The sequence below is a fragment of the Bhargavaea ullalensis genome (genome assembly GCF_042432615.1).
In the GTDB taxonomy this organism is placed as follows: Bacteria; Bacillota; Bacilli; order Bacillales_A; family Planococcaceae; genus Bhargavaea; species Bhargavaea ullalensis.
Map to the genome: position 1 here is coordinate 72,679 of NZ_JBHLWY010000040.1, position 16,123 is coordinate 88,801.

Genomic DNA, 16,123 nt, shown 5'->3' on the forward strand with positions numbered 1-16,123 from the left:
GTACTGAATTCAGGATTCCCGGCCAACCCAGTCCGGCAGCTCCAGGTCACCGTAAAGACCGGGATGCAGGAGCCGGCCGAGTTTCCAGGCCCCCTCCAGAAGCCTCGGGGAAGGACGGCAGTAAAGGGATTCCTCCATCACATCGACAAGCCCTTCCCGCATCGCCTGAAGCCCGTTCCAGCCCGGCCGCTTATCAAGCAGCTCCGGCCGGATTTTTTCCGTCCTGACGCCGACCCAGGCGAGGAGGATGCGGTCGGGGTTTCGAAGCCGGACGTCTTCCCAGTCGGTCTGGACGCTTGCCAGCTCCACGTCCTCAAACAGATTCCGGCCGCCGGCAATCCGGCTCACTTCGGTGAGCCAGTTGACAGAGCCCGGCGTGAACACCGGCTTCGGCCACCATTCCCAGTAAAGGGAAGGACGGGCGGGCACCCTCGAGGACCGGTCCGCCATCTCTTCGATGAACCGACGGTATTCCGCTGAAACCCGCTCCGCCTCTTCCGGGATCCCGCATGCCCCGCCGACGGTGATCAAATCCGCCGCGATATCCTCCAGGCTTTGCGGATCCAAAACGAGATGGGGGATGGAGCGTTTTTTCAGCTCCTCCACATTGCGCTCCATCCCCGGCACGCTGAGCGATGCGAGGACGAGGTCCGGTTCCAGCGATTCGAGCTTGTCCATATTGATGGAAAGGTCAGGACCGAGCCTCGGAAGATCCTGCACGGCTGCGGGCCAGTCGGAAAAATCATCCACTCCGACGAGATGCCCGGACAGTCCGAGATAGGCAGCCAACTCCGTGTTGCTTGGGCAGATTGAAACAAGTTTCATGCGATCCCTCCGTTCGTCGGTTCCATTGTATCAAAACAGCGCACGAAAAAAGAGAGCCGCAAGGGCTCTCTTTTTTGATGATCACCGGCTGTAGTATTCAACGATGAGTGCTTCGTTGATTTCGGCAGCGAGTTCACTGCGTTCCGGAAGGCGGACGAATGTGCCTTTTTTCGCTTCCGCATCGAATGTCACGTAGTCCGGCACGAAGTTTGTCACTTCGATGGATTCGTTGACAGTCGTCAGGTTCTGGGAACGCTCGCGGAGCGAGATTTCCTGGCCTGGGGAGACGAGGTAAGACGGGATGTCCACGCGCTTGCCGTCAACCATGACGTGGCCGTGGTTGACGAGCTGGCGGGCCTGACGGCGTGTGCGGGCAAGGCCCATGCGGTACACGACGTTGTCGAGGCGGCGCTCGAGCATGATCATGAAGTTCTCACCGTGTTTGCCGGGCATTTTGCCTGCACGGAGGAACATTGTATGGAATTGGCGCTCGTTCACACCGTACATGTGACGGAGTTTCTGCTTCTCTTGAAGCTGGAGACCGTATTCCGATTGTTTTTTACGCTGGTTCGGGCCGTGCGGGCCTGGAGCGTAAGGACGTTTTTCGATTTCTTTGCCCGTACCGCTCAGGGAAATGCCGAGGCGGCGGGAGAGTTTCCAGGAAGGACCTGTGTAGCGAGCCATGAATGACTCCTCCTCTGTTGGTTTTATTTTGAGTAAAATAAAAACCAGATGCGTTCAAGCACGGCGACATTTCATCATCTTGCACCTTCGCCCCAGCAGCCGGGGGTTACGCGATGCACCGTTCGCAAGCATGCCTGCGAAGGGATGAAATGAACGTCCTTGCTCACACAACTGCTGCGTTTATTTTACACAACGACTATCATAACCCGGCGGGCGTCCCGAGTCAAGGAGAAATCGCCGGGCGGACAGGTTCCCTTTTCGGAGAAAGAAAGATACAATGATAGAAAAGGCAGAAAATGCTGAATAGGGTTTAAAAGGAGAGATGACATTGGATCAGAAAAAAGTCCACCGGGATACACTGACCATCCACACCGGCCACGCCCCCCATGAGCATCACGACAGTCTTGCCATGCCGCTGTATCAGACGTCCACCTACGTGTTTCCCGATGCCGCAACGGGGGCGGCAAGATTCGCGGGGGAGCAGGAGGGCAATATCTATTCGAGGCTGACGAATCCGACGGTGCGTGCGCTCGAGGACCGGATCACGGCACTGGAAAAAGGAGCGGGTTCGCTTGCGTTCGGTTCGGGGATGGCGGCCGTCAGTGCGATCCTGACCTACGCGACCAAAGCGGGTGACCATATCCTGGCCACTCGGGGCATCTATGGCTGCACGTTCGGGCTGCTCCACATCATGGAGGAGAAATACCGGATCACCCATGACCTGATCCGCATGTGGAACGAAGAAGAGATCGAGGCGGCGGTGAAGCCGGAGACGACCGTCATTTACATCGAGACGCCGATCAATCCGACGATGGAGATCGCCGATCTGCAGGCGGCCGTCAATGTCGCGCGTCGGCATAATCTGACGGTCATCGTCGACAACACATTTTCTTCTCCGTACATCCAGAACCCGCTTGAAATCGGTGCGGACTTCGTGCTCCACAGCGCGACGAAATATATCAACGGCCACGGGGATGTCATCGCGGGCCTCCTGACCGGATCGGATGCGGACAAAATCGCCGATCTGCGCATGACGATCCAGAAAGACTACGGGGGGATCATGTCGCCGTTCGATGCGTGGCTCCTGCTGCGCGGGCTGAAGACGCTTGCCGTCCGGATGGAGCGCCACACGGCAAATGCCGGGCGGGTGATCGACTATCTGAAGACGGAGCCGATGGTCAGGGAAGTCCATTACCCGTTTGATGCGGACAATCCGCAGGCACCGATCGCCAGGCGCCAGATGAGTGCCGGCGGCGGGATTCTGTCTTTCACGATCGACGGCGGGCTTGCGGAAGCCCAGCAATTCATGGACCGGCTTTCCCTCATCAAAATCGCCGTAAGTCTCGGTGACGCCGAATCGCTTATCCAGCATCCGGCGACGATGACCCATTCCGGAGTTCCCGGGGATGACCGGGCCGCGATGGGCATCACGGACGGCCTGCTCCGGTTCTCGGCCGGCCTGGAGCATCCCGATGACCTCGTCGAGGACTTGCGAAATGCGTTCGCCGCCATGCGGGCGAAGACGGCCGCGACTGCCGGAGAGTGAATCAGGAGGCACAAAAACCGCCTTTCTCTTAAAGAAGGCGGTTTTGTCATGGACGGATGTCCGCTGTTCAGTTGCCGAGGTGTTTGGCGAGGATGCCGACGAACTTTTCAAGCCCTTCCGCGTCCTCTTTCGTGAAACGGGATTTTTCCGGGCTGTCAATGTCCAGCACGCCGATCAGCCGGCCTTGCACGACAATCGGGACGACGACTTCCGAGCGCGATGCTGCGTCACAGGCGATATGGCCGGGGAAGGCGAAGACATCGTCGACGAGCTGCGTTTTTTGCTCTTTCGCCGCCGTACCGCAAACGCCTTTGCCGAGCGGGATCCGGACACATGCCGGAAGTCCCTGGAACGGGCCGAGGACGAGCTCATCTTCTCCGTCCATCAAATAAAATCCGGCCCAGTTGATCCGCTCCATGAATTGATTCAGCAGGGCGGAGGCGTTTGCGAGATTGGCCGTTTCGTTCGGCTCGCCTTCCAGAAGGGCATCCAGCTGCCTGGACAGCTGATCGTATTTTTCCTGCAGGGTGCCTTCGTAGCCAAGGGATGTAAACATGAATGATTCGCTCCTTCTGCCGGAATTCCGGCGCTTGTTGATGAACCGTGACGAAAATTGAGGGTTCTTGCGAATTTGAACGGCATAATCAAAAGAAACATGGTACTATTAGTGATAATACAGCGTTCATAGAGATTTTGGAACAGGGGGATGACCTTGAAGTATCTCATCATCGGGATCATCGTACTCATTGCATTGATCACCATCGCCTTTATCATCCGGCGAAAGCATACAGCAATCATAGAAAAACTCGAAGTCGAAAAGATGCAGATCCAGCACAAGCCGATTCTGGAGGAGTTGACGAAGGTCAAGCAGCTCAACATGAACGGCGAGACGGAGGAACGGTTCGAAAAGTGGCGCGGCAGCTGGACAGAAGTGATGGATGTCCATATGCCGGCCATCGACAACCTGCTGTTTGATGCGGAAGAGGCCGTCGACCGGCTCCGCTTCGGCAAAGCCACGAAGATCGAGGAGGACATCAAGGAAAAGATCGCCTTCTGCGACAAAGAAATGAACCGGATCCTCGATGAACTTGCCGAACTGATCGGAAGCGAAGAAGCGAACCGGACGGAGATGGAAGGGCTGAACGAGCAGTTCAAGGCCGCACGCAAAAACCTGCTGGCCCATCAGCATTCGTTCGGCAATGCCGTCGGACCGCTTGAGGAACGTCTGGGGCAGATTCATCCGAAGCTTGAGGAGTACGACGAACTGACCGCATCCGGCAATTACCTGAAGGCCAGGGAAGCGGTGCTCGGACTGTCATCTGAGGCCCGCAGCACGTTCCGCCTCATTGAAGACGTTCCCGTGCTGCTGTCCGAAATCCAGTCGAAGATCCCGCAGGCCATCCGCGAACTGAAGTCGGGCATCCGTGAGATGGAAGAGCAGCACTATTATCTCGGACACCTCCGCATCGACAGTCGGCTGAGCGGCATGGAAGATGAGCTGGAAGTCTTGAAGGCGAAGCTGGAAATCCTTGAAGCCGATGAAGTGAAGGAACGGATCGGCGCCATCAACGAAGAGATCAATGGCTTCTATGACCAGCTGGAAGCCGAGGTTTATGCGCGCAAATATGTAGAAGAAAACGAAATTCCGGTCGGGGAACGCCTGGCGGATCTCGGTGATTTCACCCGAAACACAGCGGACGAAGCCCGGTTTGTACAGCAGAACTACCGGTTGTCCGACCAGGATGCGGCCGTTCCGGATGCGGCACTTGAACAGCTCCAGAAACTGGAGAAGCAGTTCATGCTGCTGTCGGACCGCATTGAACAGGGGCAGTCCGCTTATTCGATCCTTCAGGAAGAACTGCAGGCAATCGCAGCGGAAAGCGAATCGCTCATGCAGGAGCAGGGCGATTATGCGGAGCGGCTGAAGCGGCTGCGTGTCGATGAAGTGAAGGCGCGGGAACAGCTGGATGAGCTGGTGCGCATTCTCCAGAACACCGACCGCCGCCTGTACCGGGCGAACACTCCGGGGATCCCCGAGGAGATGGATGCCCGCCTGGAAGAAGCGGAAGAGCAGCTGTTTGTTGTGACGCGAAACCTCCAGGACCTGCCGCTTAACGTGGCGCTCGTCAACGCCAACCTCGAAAAGGCGGGACAGTGCGTCCGCGAAGTCGAGGAAAAGGCAATCGAGATGCTGGAAAATGTCGAACTCATCGAGCGGCTGATCCAATATGGAAACCGGTACCGGGCAACGAACCCGGCGGTCAATGACCAGTTGGCGGAAGCCGAGGAAGCATTCAACCAGTGCCGCTACGGCAAAGCGCTCGAGGATGCGGCTGCTGCCGTGGAATCCGTGGAACCGGGTGCCATCCGGAAGATCGAAGTACTTGTCAAAGAGGAAGTCTGACGTACATAATAATACCGGGAACCGGCCACCTCACGCTTGTGAAGGTGGCTTTCGTTCGGAAAGGGAGCAGAACTGATGATTTATTTTGACAATAGCGCCACCACACAGCCCGATTCCGAGGTAATCCGGACATTTTCTGCCGCTTCGGCTTCTTTTTTCGCCAACCCTTCCTCCCTCCACGGGCTTGGAATCGAGGCGGACCGGCTGCTTGAGCGGTCGCGCATGCAAGTGGCGGAGCTCGCAGGAATGCGGGACGGGACGGTTGTTTTCACGTCAGGCGGAACCGAAGCGAACAACCAGGCACTTTTCGGCTTGGCGCGGGCGAATGCCGGCCACGGGAAGAAGATCCTCATGTCCTCAGTCGAGCACCCGTCGGTCTTGAACACGGCGGACCGGCTGCGTTGTGAAGGCTTTGACGTCGTGACGGTCGCTGCGGGTCCGGACGGTGTATTGGACCTTTCAGACCTGGAAGAGAAGTTGACCGCGGACACCATCGTCGTGTCCGTCATGCATGTGAACAACGAAACCGGAGCCGTCCAGCCGCTCGAGCAGGCCGGCCGTCTGATCCGTCAGGCTTCGCCCCGTGCCGTTTTCCATTCCGACATCGTGCAGAGTTTCGGCAAGCTGCCGATACCGGCCGGGCCGGACGCCATTTCGTTGTCCGCCCATAAGTTTCACGGATTGAAAGGTTCGGGGGCGCTCATCCTGAAAAAGAACATTCACATCCTGCCTTATCTGTTCGGCGGAGGCCAGCAGGGCGGTCTCCGGAGCGGGACAGTGCCTGTGGCGCATGCGGCCGCTCTGGCCAAGGCGATGCGGCTGGCGCACGAATCGATGGACCGGACACCTTACAGGGAATGGCGCGATGAGCTCATCCGGTTCTTCGGAAACTTTGAAAAGATCCGCGTGATCGGCGGTACGGACACGGCCCCGCATATTTTGTCTGTCGCGGTCCGCGGAATCCGCGGGGAAGTGGCGGTGAATGCGCTCCAGGAGCACGGGATCTATGTGTCCACCTCAAGCGCCTGCTCGTCCAGAAGCCGCAGGGAAAGCCATGTTCTCCAAGCGATGAAATTGAGAGAAGACTTCCGGCACGGAGTCATCCGGCTCAGTTTCGGGCGACAAAACAAGCTTGAAGAAATCACCCGGTTCAAAGAAGTATTTGCCGGATTCATGGAAACCATAGAAAGGGTTTGAGCCGCAATCATGACATACAAAGAAATCCTCATCCGATACGGAGAACTTTCCCTGAAGGGGAAAAACCGAAATTTCTTCATCCGGAAGCTGCGTGACAACATCCGGAAAATAATGAAAGACCTGGACTCGGTGAAAGTGAAGTCCGAACATGACCGGATGTTCCTGTTTGCCGATGATCCGGGTGAAATGGAAGAAGCGATCCGGCGCCTGCCGGAAGTGTTCGGCATCCAGTCGTTCAGTCCCGCCGTCCACTGCAAAGCCGACATCGAAGTGATCAAGGAGACCGCCGCGGGCATCCTCGCCGGGACGGACAGGGAAGGCAGGACATTCAAGGTTGAAGCGCGACGTGCGGACAAGACATTTCCGCTGAAGACGAACGACATCCAGCAAGAGCTCGGCGGGCACCTGCTTCCGCTTTACCCCGAACTCACCGTCAAGATGAAGAACCCAGACATCAAGCTGCTGGTCGACATCCGGGAAGACGGCGCCTATCTTTCCACCGAGACGATCCGGGGCGCGGGCGGCCTGCCTGCGGGATCCAACGGCCATGCATTGCTCATGCTCTCGGGCGGGATCGACAGCCCGGTTGCCGGATACATGATGATGAAGCGCGGCCTGAAGCTCGACGTCATTCATTTCCACAGTCCGCCGTTCACGAGCGAACAGTCAAAACAGAAAGTCGTGGAACTGGCGGAACGTTTGAGCCGCTTCGGCACACGCGTCCGCATGCATACGATCCACTTCACCGAGATCCAGCAGGCGATCCAGGATACGATGCCGTCCGCGCTGACGATGACAACAACGCGGCGTCTGATGATGAAAATCACGGATCTCGTCCGGGAGGAAATCGGGGCAAAAGCGATCGTTACCGGCGAAAGCCTCGGCCAGGTAGCCAGCCAGACTCTCGACAGCCTGAGCGCAATCAATGAAGTGACGAACACGCCGGTCCTCCGCCCTCTCATCGCTTTGGACAAACTGGACATCATCTCGGTGGCCGAGAATATCGGCACATACGAAACATCGATTCGTCCGTTCGAGGACTGCTGCACCATCTTTACGCCGTCCCATCCGGCCACAAAGCCGAAAACGGAGAAAGTCATTTATTATGAAGGCAATGCAGACTTCGGCCCGATGATCGACCGCGCCGTCGCCGGGCGGGAGATCATTGAACTTCCGCTCAATCAGAAAGAGGATCCGTTCGCAGGCCTGCTTTGATTTTATGAACAAATTTCCATAAGCCGTTTTGCATGATTTTTGCCGACCCGCACATTCTATGTGCACAAGGAGGTGAACAATCATGGCAAGCAACAACAGCAACAACTCCAACCAGCTGCTCGTACCGGGCGTGCGCCAGGCCCTCGATCAGATGAAGTACGAAATCGCCCAGGAATTTGGTGTTCAGCTCGGTGCCGACGCAACATCGCGTGCCAACGGATCCGTTGGCGGAGAAATCACAAAGCGTTTGGTTTCGATGGCACAGCAACAAATGAAAGGCACGAACCAGTAACAAATCCGGGACCGCCCTCTTGCAGGGCGGTCTTTCTATGTTTCCCGAGGAAACCGCCAGCTTTGGAATTGAATTTCTATTTTGAAAAGAGCCACTTGAAGGCGTATAATGAAAACGATCATAAAAAGGGGTGATTGCATGAAACGGGAAGATCTGCTGGCACCGGAAAAATACAATCTTTCTTCGGAATTCGAGAAGTATGCAGCCGATGAAAACCGGAAAGCCCTGATCTGGACTGACGGGGAAACAGAGCAGGAGATTACATATGCGGAATTGATGGTTCTTGCAAACCGCTGCGCCAATGTGCTTGCATCGCACGGTCTCGGCAAGGGTGATACCGTCCTGATCATGATGCCCCGGCTCGTGGAAGCTTATGTGACTTACGTGGCGGCGCTGAAGGCCGGCATTGTCGTCATTCCGAGTTCCGAAATGCTTCGGGCGTCAGACATCGAATATCGACTTGAGCACAGCGGAGCGAAAGCAATCATTGCCTATGCGCCTTTTGCGGAACAATTCAGAGACGTGACCAATATGGACGGTGTCAGCTTGTTCATCGTCGGGGAAAAAGCAGCTGGGGGTATCCCGCTTCTGGAAGAAATGAATCAGGCTTCAACGGATTTTCAAGCTGCCGACACGAAAAGCGGGGACATGGCTTTTCTTTCCTACACGTCCGGCACGACCGGAAAGCCGAAGGGCGTCGTCCATACACACGGCTGGGGCTTTGCCCATCTGCGGACGACCGCGGCAAATTGGCTCGGCATCGAGGACGGCGATACGGTATGGGCAACTGCGAGTCCGGGCTGGCAGAAATGGATCTGGTCACCGTTCCTCGCGACACTCGGCAGCGGTTCGACCGGCTTTGTCTTTAACGGACGGTTTGATCCGGAGAAGTACCTGGAGCTGATCGGCAAATACCGGGTGAATGTTCTTTGCTGCACGCCGACGGAATATCGTCTCATGGCCAAAACCGGCAGTCTCGGTGAATATGACCTTTCTTCGCTGCACAGCGCCGTGTCGGCAGGGGAGCCGCTCAACGTGGAAGTGATCGAGAAATTTGCCCGCGAAGCCGGCCTTGAAGTGCGGGACGGATACGGGCAGACGGAAAATACGCTTCTCGTCGGGACGATGAAGGGGATGGAAGCCCGACCCGGATCGATGGGCAAGCCGACGCCGGGCAACCGGGTGGAAATCATCGACGAATTCGGCGAGCCGTGCGAGCCGGGCGTTCCGGGAGACATCGCCGTCCACGTGGAGACGCCGGCATTGTTCAAGGAATACCTGAAAGATCCGGAGCGGACGAGCATGCAGTTCCGCGGCGATTATTATGTGACCGGGGATCGGGCGAGCAAAGACGAGGACGGATACTTCTGGTTTGAAGGACGCGGAGACGACATCATCATCTCGTCCGGCTACACCATCGGGCCTTTTGAAGTCGAGGACGCACTCACGAAGCATCCGCTTGTGAAAGAATGCGCGGTCGTGGCAAGCCCGGATGAAGTCCGAGGGAATATCGTCAAGGCATTCATCGTGCTCGTTGATCCGGAAGAAGCTTCGGGAGAACTCGTCCGGGAGCTGCAGGACCACGTGAAGGAACTGACCGCTCCGTATAAATACCCGAGGGCGATCGAGTTCATCGACGAACTGCCGAAGACCACTTCCGGCAAGATCATGCGAGTTGAACTGCGCAAGCGGGAAAGTGCGAAGTAAGTTCTTTGAAGGGTCCGCTCCATTGCCGGATCAACTTAATTAAAGTAAAAGCAAGGACACTGGTTGCTTTCCGCGGGCGAACCGCCAAGCCTCCTCCGGCCCATAGCCGTGCAGGGTCTCGGCCGGCCGGCTCTCCCGCCGAGGCTGCGGCGTCCTTGCTTTTTGTTTTTGACAGAGAGAATTTATCCGGCCGGGGAAATACGGAAAAACTGCCGGATGGGAAAGAAGGGAAGCCCGTGGACGGGAAAGAAAAACAAGGCATCATCTGGGCAGCGGCGGCTTATCTGCTCTGGGGCATTTTGCCGATCTACTGGAAACTGCTCGGCCATGTCCCAAGCAGCGAGATCCTCGCCCACAGGATTTTCTGGGCGTTCATCACAACAATGGCCGTCGTACTCATCACAGGCCAGGCGGGAAAGCTGAAGGCGGACTTCCTGGAGCTCTGGAAGAGGAAAAAAGAATTTTGGAGCCTGTTCGCAGCGTCCGTCCTCGTTTCCGGGAACTGGTTTTTATTCATATGGGCAGTCAACAACGGACATATCGTGCAGACGAGCCTCGGCTATTACATCAACCCGCTCCTCTCGATCCTGCTCGGAATCATTTTCCTGAAGGAGCGGCTGCTGGCGGCGGAAAAAGTCGCGGTTCTGCTGGCGGCGGCCGGCGTGCTGATCATCACGATTTCATTCGGCCAGTTTCCATGGCTGTCGTTCGGTCTGGCGATGTCGTTCGCGTTCTACGGCCTGCTGAAAAAGACGATCCATCTTGATGCACTCCGGGGGTTGACGATCGAAACGGCATTCATCGCCCCGTTCGCGGCAGTTTATCTGGCCGTTGTCTTTGCGGGCGGTGACTCGGCATTTCTCCATTCAGGCAGCAAGTCGGCCACCCTTCTGGTTTTGTCGGGGGCGGCCACGGCAGTGCCGCTCGTCCTGTTTGCTAAGGGGGCGCAAAATATTCCGCTTTACCTGCTCGGATTCCTGCAGTACATCGCCCCGACGCTCATGCTGTTCCTTGGAGTCATCATCTACGGAGAACCGTTCGGGCTGATCGAGCTCATTGCGTTTTCCTTCATCTGGTCGGGGCTTATCCTCGTGACGGCCTCTAAATTCCGGCTGATGAGGAAAATGAGGGCCGCCTCTGCAAAATGAAACGTTTTGGCGGCTGGCCCGTATAAAAGAAGGCTGCACTCATTAGGAGGGATACAAAGATGAATATGAAACGATGGCTGGCACTTGGTGCGGCGGTTCTTCTGTTTGCCGTCGCAGCCGGCGTCAACATGGCATCCGCCTTGTTTACAAAAGACTGGTCCTCCGTCATGGAGGAAACGTTCGGTGCTTCTCAGGGACAGATGGAATACGTCCTGGAAGAGGGGGATGTGCGCGACCGGATCGCGCTGCTCCGGGTGGAAGGCGTGATCCAGGACACCGGTGCCGCCTCCCCGCTGTTCGCCACCGGATACAACCACCAGGCCTTCATGGAACAGCTGGACTTTATCCGTGATGACAAATCGGTGAAGGGGGTTGTCCTTTATGTGGATTCGCCTGGAGGCGGAGTATTGGAATCCTCTGATATCCGGGACAAGATTGTAGAAGTTCAGGAGGAACGGGAAATTCCGTTCTACGTAAGCATGGGCGGGCTCGCCGCTTCCGGCGGCTACTACATATCGGCTCCGGCAGACAAGATCTTCGCCCACAAAGAGACGATGACCGGGTCCATCGGCGTCATCATGGAAAGCATCAACTACGGGGAGTTTGCGGACAAGCACGGGATCGATTTTGTGACGATCAAGTCCGGCAAATACAAAGACATCCTCAGCCCGTCGCGCGAAATGACCGGTGAGGAACGCGCGATGCTCCAGGAAATGCTGAACGACTCATATGAACGGTTTGTGGATGTCATCGAGGACGGCCGGGGAATGAGCGAAGCCGAAGTGAAGAAGTGGGCAGACGGCCGGATCATGAACGGCCGCCAGGCGATTGAGGCGGGCCTCGTCGATGAGACGGGCCGGCTTGAAGATGCCGTTGCCGCAATGCGGAAAGACCATGACCTCGGCAAAGCCGAACTGTTCGAGTACGGAATCGACTCCGGTTTCGGCTCGCTCTTCGGAGCCAAGATGCAGTCCATGTTCAAAGGAGATCTGGAGACCCAGATCATCGGCCAGGTGCTGGCAGACTACAATTCACCGCGCATGATGTATCTGTATGGTGAGAAGTGAGGAGGGATGAAGATGCAACACTCCCGAATGACTGACGGCGGACCGGAAGCCAGATGGCATGCCGTCCGGGCATACGCCGGATTCTGGATCCGTTTCTGGGCTTATCTGATCGACCTGATCGTCCTCGGGTCGCTCAGCATGCTGATCATCCGGCCTCTGTTCCGGGCGACCGGACTGGAGATCGGCGCTTCGGGGATTTTCGCTCCGTATCAAATCACGACGGCAGCCGTCTTCTTCCTTTACTTTGTCCTGATGACCAAATTCTTCGGGCAGACGGTCGGGAAGATGGTGACGGGCATCCGGGTGATCCGGCGGGACGGGGGCCCTCTTGACTGGGGAACGGTCCTGTTCAGGGAATGGATCGGCCGGTTCCTTTCCAAGACGCTGCCGGTGCTTTACTGGATTGTCGGCTTCACGCCGAAAAAGGAAGCGGTCCATGATTTCATCGCGGACACGCTCGTCATCCATGAGGAACGCTATATGAATGAAAGGGTGCCGGCGGCGGCAGAGCCGTCCGGATTGCAAGACGGCCCGGCAGTTTAGTACACTTGGATGAAAAGGAGGCGTTTTCATGGTACAAGTAACATTCCAGAAAAACCCCGTGACATTGCTCGGGACAGAAGTGCAGGTCGGGGATCAGGCACCGGATTTCACCGTGCTGACAAATGACCTGAAGCCGTATACGCTGAAAGAGACAGAAGGCAAAGTGCGCCTCATCAGCGTTATCCCGTCAATCGACACGGGCGTCTGCTCGGCGCAGACGAAGCGTTTCAATGAATCGGTGACCGCACTCGGCGATGATGTCGCCGTGCTGACAATCTCCGTCGATCTCCCGTTTGCCCAGGCGCGCTGGAAAGCGACGGAAGGGCTGGACCAGGTGGTGGCGCTTTCGGATCACCGGGACCTGTCGTTCGGCCTGGCCTACGGAACGGTCATGAAAGAGCTGCGCCTCCTTGCCAGAAGTGTCTTCGTCATCGACAAAGACGGGAAAGTGACTTATGCGGAATATGTTCCGGAAGGCACGGATCACCCGGATTATGACAAAGCGCTTGAAGCAGTGAAAAAACTGACGAAATAAACATTTGAGAAACCCACTCGGGCGAGTGGGTTTCTCCATTTGGAGGCTGAACATGGAAACGAACACCGAGATTCTTTTCACCTTCCTCGACGGGCATGCCACCCGGCTTTCGGAGAAGGAAGAACTGCTCTATCTTGAGGGACTGTATGAAACCGCAAAGGCATGGGCGGAAGGGAAGATTGAGCCGGAAACCGGTGAAGCGACGAAAGAGGAAATCCGGAAAGCGCTGCAGCTCGCAGTGTTGAAAGGCATGAGGGCAAGCGCTCAGCCCCATCACCAGATGACGCCGGATTCCATCGGACTGCTTGCCGGGTACTTCACTGACCGGCTGTCGAAAGGACGTCCTTACGTGACGCTGTTCGATCCGGCTGCCGGCACGGGAAACCTTTTGTTCACGGTCATGAACTTCATGGACGGACGGACCGCCGCATCAGCGGTTGAAATCGATGACCTCCTCATCCGGATTGCCGCGGTGACGGCGGATCTGCTTGCACAGCCGGTGTCGCTCTATCACCAGGATGCGCTCCGTCCGCTGATGGTCGATCCAGTGGACTTCATCATCTCCGACCTGCCCGTCGGTTATTATCCGGACGATGTGAATGCGGCGGATTACAAGCTGAAAGCGGATGAAGGCCATTCGTATGCCCATCATCTGTTTATCGAGCAGTCGATGCGCCACCTGAAAAAAGGCGGTCACGGCCTCTTCATCGTGCCGGCCAACCTGTTTGATTCACAGTTTGCCACCCAGCTCCATACGTTCCTGAAAGACGAGGCCGAGATCCTGGCTGTTCTTGCCCTTCCGTCCGGCCTGTTTAAAACCCAGGCACACGCAAAAAGCATCCTCATCCTGAAAAAACCGGATCTGGAACAGGGGCCAAAGCCCGAAGTGCTCCTCGCCAACGCACCGGACATGAAGAACGCCAAGGCACTGGAGAGTTTCTTTGCCAAGGTGGATGCCTGGGCGGAGGAAAATGGCTACCGGACAAATTGAATGAATGAAAAAATCCGGCCGCAGTGATGCAGGCCGGATTTTCGGATTATTCTTCTGTTGCGGCGTTTTCCTTTTCTTCCGTACGGACAACGAGCACATCACATTTTGAACTGCGGACGATGGTTTCGGAGATGCTCCCGATGAGGAAGCGTTCCACCGCATTCAGGCCGGTCGCTCCGCAGATGATCAGGTCTGCCTGTACTTTCTTTGAAACGTCCCGAGGGATCATCGTCTTCGGAGAGCCGTATTCGATAATGATGTTCACATCTTTCACGCCGGCTTTTTCGGCTTCATTGCGGTAATCCGTCAGCAGCTGCTGTGCAAAGCCCTGCGCACGCTCGGCGATGGAGCGGTCATAGGCCTCCACTGCGGCAAACGAGCGGGTATCAATGATGTTGACGAGATTCAGCGTGGCGTTGTTGCGCTTCGCGATCCCGACGGACTTTTTGAAAGCCCACTCCGCTTCTTTGGAGCCGTCGACGGCCACCAGGATATTTTTGTAGTTGAGTGTCATCCTGTTTCCCTCCTTCTGGATCTTATTTGTACTTTTCGACAGAAGGTGCGCCGACTCCTTCATCCGGGAAGGCGGTTTTTGTCAACATGGTGACAGGAATTCCGTATTTGAAATGCTTTCAACATTCGGCAAACATGATAGAATAGAAGTGCAAAAGCAGAGGGCGGCATCCCGTCCCGCTGGTGAGCAACAATGGGATTTTAAGTAGGAGGGTTTTGGAATGCGCATCGGTGTACCGAAGGAAGTCAAGAACAATGAAAACCGCGTTGCGATGACGCCGGCCGGAGTGGTCACGCTGGAACTGGCCGGACATGAAGTTCTGATTGAGAAAGGAGCCGGTAAAGGTTCCGGATTCACTGACGCGGATTACCGCGAAGCGGGTGCCGTCATCGTCGAAACGGCGGAAGAAGCGTGGGCTGCCGAGATGGTCATGAAAGTGAAGGAGCCGCTGCCGGAAGAGTATCGCCATTTCCGTGAAGGGCTCATCCTGTTCACATACCTGCATCTTGCTCCGGAAGAAGAATTGACGGCTGCCCTGCTGGAACATAAAGTGGTCGGCATCGCCTATGAAACCGTCCAGCTGCCGAACCGTTCGCTGCCGCTCCTTTCGCCGATGAGCGAAGTCGCAGGCCGCATGGCGACGCAGATCGGCGCCACATTCCTTGAGCGCAACCACGGCGGAAAAGGAATCTTGCTCTCCGGCGTGCCGGGCGTCGGCCGCGGCAAAGTCACCGTCATCGGCGGCGGCATGGCCGGCGCGAACGCCGCACGCGTTGCAGTCGGCATGGGCGCTCGCGTGACGGTCATCGACCTGAGCCCCGAGCGGCTCCGCCAGCTTGACGACCAGTTCGGCAACGACATCGAAACGCTTATGTCGAACCCGTTCAACATTGCGGAATCGGTGAAGGATTCGGACCTCGTCGTCGGTGCAGTTTTGATTCCGGGTGCGAAGGCACCGAAACTCGTCACGGAAGAAATGGTGAAGTCGATGCAGCCTGGCTCTGTGCTCGTCGACATCGCGATCGACCAGGGCGGCATCTTCGAGACGAGTGACAGGATCACGACGCACGATGATCCGACATACGAAAAGCACGGCGTCGTCCATTACGCCGTCGCGAACATGCCGGGCGCCGTCCCGCGCACATCCACGATGGCGCTCACGAACGTGACGGTCCCTTACGCACTCCAGATCGCAAACAAAGGCTGGAAGCAGGCCGCTCTTGATAATGAAGCGCTCCGCAAAGGCTTCAATACGCTGGAAGGCCATGTCACCTACCAGGCCGTCGCAGAAGATCAAAAACGCGAATACGTGCCGGTCGAAACGCTTCTTGGCTGACCAAAATAAGAAAGCCCGCGGGGAAGGATATCCTTCCCTGCGGGCTTTTCGATGTGCGCCCAGCATGGGCGCAGTCTATAGGGTGCAAGTCCCGAGCTGTGAAGGCAGAAGTAACAGTT

Annotated in this window: 16 protein-coding genes; 12 read left to right on the forward strand and 4 right to left on the reverse strand. The window is 56.7% G+C overall.

Annotated features, from left to right (window positions below; all coding sequences use genetic code 11):
* Nucleotides 1–9: 9 nt before the first annotated feature.
* Both ACFFIY_RS09755 and rpsD read right to left on the reverse strand, forming a co-directional pair.
* Entirely contained in the window at nucleotides 10–825 is an 816-nt protein-coding gene (locus tag ACFFIY_RS09755; RefSeq protein ID WP_354196466.1) for a cobalamin-binding protein, read from the reverse strand.
* A gap of 81 nt (nucleotides 826–906) precedes the next feature.
* The gene (gene rpsD, locus ACFFIY_RS09760) at nucleotides 907–1,509 is read right to left on the reverse strand and encodes a 30S ribosomal protein S4 (RefSeq protein ID WP_354196468.1); all 603 of its coding nucleotides are present in this window, start codon (nucleotides 1,507–1,509) and stop codon (nucleotides 907–909) included.
* 322 nt (nucleotides 1,510–1,831) lie between these two features.
* On the opposite strand from rpsD, the gene ACFFIY_RS09765 reads away from it, so the two are divergent.
* Nucleotides 1,832–3,055: a trans-sulfuration enzyme family protein gene (locus ACFFIY_RS09765; protein ID WP_376837249.1), complete on the forward strand. Its 1,224-nt coding sequence runs from the start codon at nucleotides 1,832–1,834 to the stop codon at nucleotides 3,053–3,055.
* A 67-nt stretch (nucleotides 3,056–3,122) separates the two neighbouring features.
* Here ACFFIY_RS09765 and msrC read toward each other — a convergent pair whose 3' ends face one another.
* Complete coding sequence (gene msrC, locus ACFFIY_RS09770) at nucleotides 3,123–3,611, reverse strand: free L-methionine (R)-S-oxide reductase MsrC (RefSeq protein ID WP_354196472.1); 489 nt, start codon at nucleotides 3,609–3,611, stop codon at nucleotides 3,123–3,125.
* Nucleotides 3,612–3,761: 150 nt separating this feature from the next.
* On the opposite strand from msrC, the gene ezrA reads away from it, so the two are divergent.
* The 10 genes from ezrA (at nucleotide 3,762) to ACFFIY_RS09820 (ending at nucleotide 14,154) form a co-directional block, all read left to right on the forward strand.
* The gene (gene ezrA / locus ACFFIY_RS09775; protein WP_354196474.1) at nucleotides 3,762–5,459 is read left to right on the forward strand and encodes a septation ring formation regulator EzrA; all 1,698 of its coding nucleotides are present in this window, start codon (nucleotides 3,762–3,764) and stop codon (nucleotides 5,457–5,459) included.
* 75 nt (nucleotides 5,460–5,534) lie between these two features.
* The gene (locus ACFFIY_RS09780) at nucleotides 5,535–6,656 is read left to right on the forward strand and encodes a cysteine desulfurase family protein (protein ID WP_354196476.1); all 1,122 of its coding nucleotides are present in this window, start codon (nucleotides 5,535–5,537) and stop codon (nucleotides 6,654–6,656) included.
* A gap of 9 nt (nucleotides 6,657–6,665) precedes the next feature.
* Nucleotides 6,666–7,871, forward strand: coding sequence for a tRNA uracil 4-sulfurtransferase ThiI (gene thiI / locus ACFFIY_RS09785; protein ID WP_354196478.1), 1,206 nt, complete (start codon nucleotides 6,666–6,668; stop codon nucleotides 7,869–7,871).
* 82 nt (nucleotides 7,872–7,953) lie between these two features.
* Nucleotides 7,954–8,163: an alpha/beta-type small acid-soluble spore protein gene (locus ACFFIY_RS09790; RefSeq protein ID WP_076758199.1), complete on the forward strand. Its 210-nt coding sequence runs from the start codon at nucleotides 7,954–7,956 to the stop codon at nucleotides 8,161–8,163.
* A gap of 138 nt (nucleotides 8,164–8,301) precedes the next feature.
* Entirely contained in the window at nucleotides 8,302–9,870 is a 1,569-nt protein-coding gene (gene mbcS, locus ACFFIY_RS09795; protein ID WP_354196480.1) for an acyl-CoA synthetase MbcS, read from the forward strand.
* Nucleotides 9,871–10,106: 236 nt separating this feature from the next.
* Nucleotides 10,107–11,018 carry an EamA family transporter RarD gene (gene rarD, locus ACFFIY_RS09800; protein WP_354196482.1) on the forward strand — a complete coding sequence of 304 codons (912 nt, stop codon included), beginning with the start codon at nucleotides 10,107–10,109 and terminating at the stop codon, nucleotides 11,016–11,018.
* A 59-nt stretch (nucleotides 11,019–11,077) separates the two neighbouring features.
* Complete coding sequence (gene sppA / locus ACFFIY_RS09805; RefSeq protein ID WP_354196484.1) at nucleotides 11,078–12,085, forward strand: signal peptide peptidase SppA; 1,008 nt, start codon at nucleotides 11,078–11,080, stop codon at nucleotides 12,083–12,085.
* Between the two features lie 12 nt (nucleotides 12,086–12,097).
* Complete coding sequence (locus ACFFIY_RS09810; RefSeq protein WP_354196486.1) at nucleotides 12,098–12,628, forward strand: RDD family protein; 531 nt, start codon at nucleotides 12,098–12,100, stop codon at nucleotides 12,626–12,628.
* A gap of 28 nt (nucleotides 12,629–12,656) precedes the next feature.
* Complete coding sequence (gene tpx, locus ACFFIY_RS09815) at nucleotides 12,657–13,163, forward strand: thiol peroxidase (protein ID WP_354196488.1); 507 nt, start codon at nucleotides 12,657–12,659, stop codon at nucleotides 13,161–13,163.
* A 52-nt stretch (nucleotides 13,164–13,215) separates the two neighbouring features.
* Entirely contained in the window at nucleotides 13,216–14,154 is a 939-nt protein-coding gene (locus tag ACFFIY_RS09820; RefSeq protein WP_354196490.1) for a class I SAM-dependent methyltransferase, read from the forward strand.
* Between the two features lie 46 nt (nucleotides 14,155–14,200).
* On the opposite strand, the gene ACFFIY_RS09825 is transcribed toward ACFFIY_RS09820, so the two are convergent.
* A complete protein-coding gene (locus ACFFIY_RS09825; protein ID WP_354196492.1) occupies nucleotides 14,201–14,668 on the reverse strand; it encodes a universal stress protein in 468 nt (155 codons plus the stop codon).
* A 220-nt stretch (nucleotides 14,669–14,888) separates the two neighbouring features.
* Here ACFFIY_RS09825 and ald point away from each other — a divergent pair, with 220 nt between their 5' ends.
* Nucleotides 14,889–16,004 (forward strand): alanine dehydrogenase, encoded by a 1,116-nt coding sequence (gene ald, locus ACFFIY_RS09830; protein ID WP_354196494.1) that lies wholly within the window; start codon nucleotides 14,889–14,891, stop codon nucleotides 16,002–16,004.
* The last annotated feature ends 119 nt before the right edge of the window (nucleotides 16,005–16,123 follow it).